The organism is Paenibacillus sp. 598K (genome assembly GCF_003851045.1).
Classification (GTDB): domain Bacteria; phylum Bacillota; class Bacilli; order Paenibacillales; family Paenibacillaceae; genus Paenibacillus_D.
This window is the reverse complement of the sequence record NZ_BFBX01000112.1, coordinates 1,233-1,740: the sequence shown is the minus strand read 5'-3', so window position 1 is coordinate 1,740 and position 508 is coordinate 1,233. Positions and strand designations below refer to the sequence as shown.

The 508-nt window shown below is 57.7% G+C and carries 2 protein-coding genes; one reads left to right on the top strand and one right to left on the bottom strand.

Annotated features, from left to right (window positions below; genetic code table 11):
* A partial coding sequence (locus PA598K_RS27510; RefSeq protein ID WP_185602259.1) for an S-layer homology domain-containing protein occupies positions 1-223 on the top strand: 223 nt, incomplete at its 5' end.
* Here PA598K_RS27510 and PA598K_RS38285 read toward each other — a convergent pair.
* Positions 162-398 carry a recombinase family protein gene (locus PA598K_RS38285; protein WP_260405644.1) on the bottom strand — a complete coding sequence of 79 codons (237 nt, stop codon included), beginning with the start codon at positions 396-398 and terminating at the stop codon, positions 162-164. The genes PA598K_RS27510 and PA598K_RS38285 overlap by 62 nt on opposite strands.
* Positions 399-508: the final 110 nt, after the last annotated feature.

Sequence of the window (508 nt, the reverse complement as noted above, 5' to 3'; positions counted from 1 at the left end):
GGCTCGCGGCTTGCGGCTGCCGATCGCCGCCACCCCGCCGGAGCGGCTGTTCGCCGACGACCGCGCCTTGCCAGGCTGGGCCAGAGACAGCATCTACGCGCTGAGCAGTCGCGAGATCCTGCAAGGGCGCAGCGGCCATCGCTTCGAGCCCGCCGCCCCCGTCACCTTCGCCGAAGCGCTCGTCGTGCTGCTGCGGGCGGTGGACCTGGCGGAGCTGCACTAGGAATGGTGCAATGGTTAGTCCTACCTAGTCGCGAGCGGTCAAAATCCTTTCCGCTCTGCTTGTCTACAAAAGTAAATCGTTCCTCGACGCCCAGCTCCCGAAACTTGACGAGCTGCCGCTCCGGATTTTGGTCTTTGGCCGATACCCGGCCGTATGCGAGTTTCACAGCGTTCATTCTCCGTCTCAAAATACCTTTGATGAAAATGAGACGTTTCTAAATTCATTTTAGGACATTTTGATACGTGATTCCAACAGATTTTATACCGTCTCGAAAAGCATGCTTTT

What these genes read in the sequence shown, in the direction of transcription:
- PA598K_RS38285 (WP_260405644.1), bottom strand. Translation starts at nt 398, where the DNA reads ATGAACGCTGTGAAACTCGCATACGGCCGGGTATCGGCCAAAGACCAA.